1 protein-coding gene and 1 pseudogene are annotated in these 5,489 nt (G+C 39.8%); both read right to left on the reverse strand.

Annotated features, from left to right (window positions below; all coding sequences use genetic code 11):
• Positions 1-426: pseudogene (locus ACFIK7_RS00150) on the reverse strand (hypothetical protein); the annotation flags it as partial.
• Complete coding sequence (locus ACFIK7_RS00155; protein ID WP_375662716.1) at positions 423-5,156, reverse strand: hypothetical protein; 4,734 nt, start codon at positions 5,154-5,156, stop codon at positions 423-425. The gene ACFIK7_RS00155 and the pseudogene ACFIK7_RS00150, both read right to left, overlap by 4 nt.
• Between the last annotated feature and the right edge of the window lie 333 nt (positions 5,157-5,489).

A 5,489-nucleotide genomic window follows, 5' to 3' on the forward strand; every position in this document is an offset into this window, starting at 1 on the left:
TGGTCCTGCATCCTTACCTTTACCTAAAGTCACACTCGTGTAATCAATGCCGCCATTATCACCATCTTTTTTATCGTAATGCACAACAGCTGAATCATCAGACTGAAGACTGGTAGAAAGCTTCTCTAAACTTTTATCAAGTTGCGCTTTATTGACTGCTTCATTGTCTTTCTCTGCTGCCTTAACACCTGAAAGAATCCTTTCTTCTTTCTTACTGCTGGCAATATTGACTTCTGTACCTTCTACTTCTTTACCAATAGTGATAACTTTCGTCTTTTCATCCTGCTTGGCAAGGCTATCACTGACAACATTGGTTACATCATTATGAACATTCGTGATAGAACTCGCAACACCAGCAAATGCTTCCGCTACACTATTGTAGCTTTCCTCACTTTCTTTACCTTCCGCATCAACTTTCTTGATCACAAAACTTGGTGCTTTCCATTGTCNGCAACACCAGCAAATGCTTCCGCTACACTATTGTAGCTTTCCTCACTTTCTTTACCTTCCGCATCAACTTTCTTGATCACAAAACTTGGTGCTTTCCATTGTCCATCTTTATCATAACCTGCCCCTCCACCAAAATACGTCGCAAATGTCTGATTCATTGAATAAAGCTGACTACCCGTTACAGCATCTGTTGATTTAGCGCTAATCTCACCATTTGCTAGAAACGTAATTCTACTGTTTTCTTGTGTCCTTACAGCTCTGCCTTTTTCTTCTTGCTTCTTCTCATGACGCGCTACAAACGCATTGGCTTCCTTGCTCCAATTCAAAGAATCCTGCGCTACCCCTTCAGAAACTTCCTTAATCCGTGCATTTACATTCTTGATATTATCATCAAGACCAATAAATGCGCTACCAACATTTTCAAAACTAGCACTTGCTACCGAACCATCCGTATCAACCTTGGATAACTTGTAGGTTGGTCCTGTAAACGTACCGTCAACAAATTTTGCATCACCACCAAGGAATTTAGCCACATTCTGAGAAATTGTGTTGATCTGACTACCATTAATCGCATCATGTGAACTCTCACCAATGGCACCATCTTTGACATTATGAAGTGCAACTGGTCCTGCATCCTTACCTTTACCTAAAGTCACACTCGTGTAATCAATGCCGCCATTATCACCATCTTTTTTATCGTAATGAACAACAGCTGAATCATCAGACTGAAGGCTGGTAGAAAGTTCCTTCAGACTTGCATCAAGCTGACCTTTGTTAACAGCTTCATTATCCTTTGTTGCTTCACCAACACCTGAAAGAGTCCGATCCGTACCAGTCTTGTTGGCTATATTGATTTCACTGCCTTCTACTTCTTTACCAATAGTGATAAGATTTGTATCTGCATCTTTCTTAACAAGGCTATCTCCTCTAACATTGTTAATTTCATTGTTAATTTGTTTTGTAATCTCATTTTTAACATTTGTGATAGAACTACCAACCCCTGTTAAAGCACTCGCTACATCAGGATAATTCTGATCTTTAGATCCACCATCAGCATCAAAGGTCTTGACCGTGAATTTAGGATTCGTCCATTTACCTTCTTTATATTCAGCGCCACCACCTAAATAAGTTGCAACAGTCTTATTCGTATCAAAAAGCTGAGAACCATTGATCGCATCACTTGAGCTTGCAGAGACCTCTCCATTGGAAAGAAATGTAATCTTACTCTTACTTTCCTTCTCTCCATGTGTTGCTACAAACGCCTTGTCAGAATCACTCCACAACAATGCATTCTGCTTAATATTTTCAGTAACCTCCGTGTTGTTTTGGGTAAACTCTTTTTGAAGATTCTCAAAAGATGTTCCTACACCCTCAAAAGCTTCCGATACAGTATTATACTTCTTCTCTTCAACTTTAGTACCATCCTCATTAATGGTCTTAATCTTGAAGCTTGGAGCTATCCAAGCGCCACCGGCATAACTAGCATGACCACCTAAAGACTGCGCAACACTGTCACCTAGAGCATATAGCTGATTTCCTGCTACAGCATCGCTTGAAGTTCCACTAACGTCTCCGTTGGCAAGATGTTTAATCTTGCTGCTCGCTCTTTTATCTTCTTTTCCATGCTGTGCCACAAAGGCACCTTCAGCATCACTCCACAACAAAGCATCGCCTTGAACTTCTTGCGTAATATTACTTAGTTTTTCATTAAACTTTTTGACCTCATTAGACAGATGTTTATTCACATTTATGAAGTTCGTATCAATTCCTGCAAAAGCAGAGCCTACATCATTATAGGATTCGCTTGTCACTTCACCATCTTCAGAAACTTTCGACACCGTATAAGTGGGATCTTTAAACTTCTCACCATCAAAGGATACGCTGCCACCTAAAATCTTTGATAAATCTGCAGCTATGGTATGAAGCTGACCTCCCGTAACCGCATCATTCGAGCCTGATACTATAGAGCCAGCCGCAAGTGATGTGATCTTGCTGTTTTCTTTTTTACCTTCTTCCGTTTTATGCTGTGCGACAAAGGCGTTACTCTCATTACTCCATAATAAAGAATCTTGTGCAACTCCTTCTGAGACTTCCTTAATGCGAGCGTTAACAGTCTTGATATTTGTATCAAGTCCTTTAAAGGCTTTTTCAACACCTTCATACGGTTTATCTGTTACCTCACCGTCTTTAGAAACTGTCGATAAGTCATAGCTGGGAACTGTAAAAGTGCCATCAGCACTAAACGATGATTTGCCACCTAAAATCTTTGATAAACTTGCAGCTATGGTATTAATCTGACCACCCGTAACAGCATCGCTCGAACCTGATACTATAGAACCATCAGCCAGCGATGTGATCTTGCTGTTTTCCTTTTTACCTTCTTCCGTTTTATGCTGTGCGACAAAGGCATTGGCTTCATCATTCCATAACAAAGCATCTTTCTCAATATGTTGAGAACTATCAGTTATTTTTTTATTAAAATCATTGATCGTATTCGTTATACGCGTATTCACATTCCCAAGGCTATAATCAAGCGCCGAAAGAGCTGAACCAACATTATGATGACTATTTGGCGATACATCTACATCACCAGTTTTTCTAATGTCATGTACCCCATAAGATGGTTCACTGAAAGCACCATTACTAAAAGCTGCATTCCCACCTAAGAACTTAGCAATATCACCGCCTATTTTATTAATCTGCTGACCATTAATTGCATCATAGGATTCTGAAGATATTACACCCTTAGCAACATTATGGAGTGCAACAGGTGTCTTGTCTTTACCACCCAAAGTTATACTCATATAATTAGGGGCACCATCCTTCTGTTTATCGTAATGAACAACGGCTGAATCATCAGACTGAAGGCTGGTAGAAAGATCCTTTAAACCTTTATCTAGCTGACCTTTATTAACCGCTTCATTATTCTTCGTTGCTGCCTTCACACCAGAAAGAGTTCGATCTGCTTTGCCACTATTAGCGATATTGATTTCACTGCCTTCTACTTCTTTACCAATAGTGATAAGATTGGTTGCTTGATCTTTCTTAACAAGGCTATCACCTTTCACATTGGCAATCTCATTATTAATCTCTTTGCTAATCTCATTTCTAATATTTGTGAAAGAATTACCAACTCCAGCCAAAGCATCCGCCACATTGCCATAGTCTATCTCTTCAGATTTACCATTATCCTTAACTGCCTTAACCTTAAAACTTGGAGCTTTCCATTGTCCTTGCTCATCATAACCAGCACCTCCACCAAAATAGGTTGCAAGTTGTTCGTTCAGCGAATAAAGCTGACCACCCGTGACAGCATCCGTTGAATTAGCGGTAATCTCACCATTGGCAAGAAACGTAATTCTACTGTTTTCTTGTGTTCTTACAGCTCTGCCTTTTTCTTCTTTGCTCTTTTCATGACGTGCTACAAAGGCATTAGCTTTATCGTTCCATAACAAAGCATCACCTTTAACTTGCTGAGTAATATTCGTTATGTTTTTAGTAAGTTCGCTAAACTTATTTGTTACATTATCATTGACATTCTTGATATTGCTATCAAGCTGGCTTTTGTTAACAGCGTCATTATTGTTCTTTGCTTCCCCAACACCAGAAATTATCCGATCCGCACCGCTTTCATTTGCAATATTGATTTCTGCGCCACCTACTTTTGCACCAATAGTGAGACGACTCGTTGTCTTATCTTGCTGAATAAAGCTTTCGCTTTCCACTTTGGTAATCACATTATTAACCTGTTCAGTCAATTTATTCTGAACATTCGTGATAGAACTTCCAACACCGGCAAGTGCATCAGCTACATTCTGATAATTCTTGTCAAAAGAAGTACCATCCTCACCAAACTGCTTGATCTTAAAACTTGGAGCAGTCCATTTTCCTTGCTCATCATAACCTGCACCACCACCAAAATAAGTTGCAAGTTGTTCGTTCAGCGAATAAAGCTGACTACCCGTTACAGCATCCGTTGATTTAGCGCTAATCTCACCATTTGCTAGAAACGTAATTCTACTGTTTTCTTGTGTCCTGACAGCTTTGCCTTTTTCTTCTTGCTTCTTCTCATGACGCGCTACAAACGCATTGGCTTCCTTACTCCAATTCAAGGAATCCTGCGCTACTCCTTCAGAAACTTCCTTAATCCGTGCATTCACATGCTTGATATTATCATCAAGACCAGTAAATGCACTACCAACATTTTCAAAACTAGCACTTGCTACCGAACCATCCGTATCAACCTTCGATAACTTGTAGGTTGGTCCTGTAAACGTACTGCCAACAAATTTTGCATCACCACCAAAAAACTTGGCTAAATCCTGAGAAATCGTGTTGATCTGACTACCCGTAATTGCATCACGTGAATTTTCAGCAATGGTACCATCTTTTACATTATGAAGCGCAACTGGTCCTGCATCCTTACCTTTACCTAAAGTCACACTGCTATAATCAGTTTTACCATCTGCCTGTTTATCGTAATGAACAACAGCTGAATCATCAGACTGAAGGCTGCTGGAAAGATCCTTCAGACTTGCATCAAGCTGCGCTTTATTGACTGCCTCGTCTCCATTTTGCGCTGCCTTAACACCAGAAAGAATTCGAGCATCACCATCACGATTTAAAATATTGATTTTATTGCCGCCTCTTTCCGCACCAATAGTAATAAGACCCATCCTATTCTGCTTAACAAGGCTATCACTCACTACATTCGTAATCTCTTTGCTGATCTCATTTTTTACATTCGTAACAGAATTACCNTCTGCTTAACAAGGCTATCACTCACTACATTCGTAATCTCTTTGCTGATCTCATTTTTTACATTCGTAACAGAATTACCAACTCCAGCCAAAGCATCCGCCACATTGCCATAGTCTATCTCTTCAGAGTTACCATCATCCTTAACTGTCTTAACCTTAAAACTTGGAGCTTTCCATTGTCCTTGCTCATCATAACCTGCACCACCACCAAAATATTTGACTACATTCTCAGATGCTGTTTTGAGATCACTTGTTACAGTCGTAACATTTTTATTTGTT

This window comes from Bartonella sp. CL266QHHD, from assembly GCF_042195355.1.
Lineage (GTDB): Bacteria > Pseudomonadota > Alphaproteobacteria > Rhizobiales > Rhizobiaceae > Bartonella.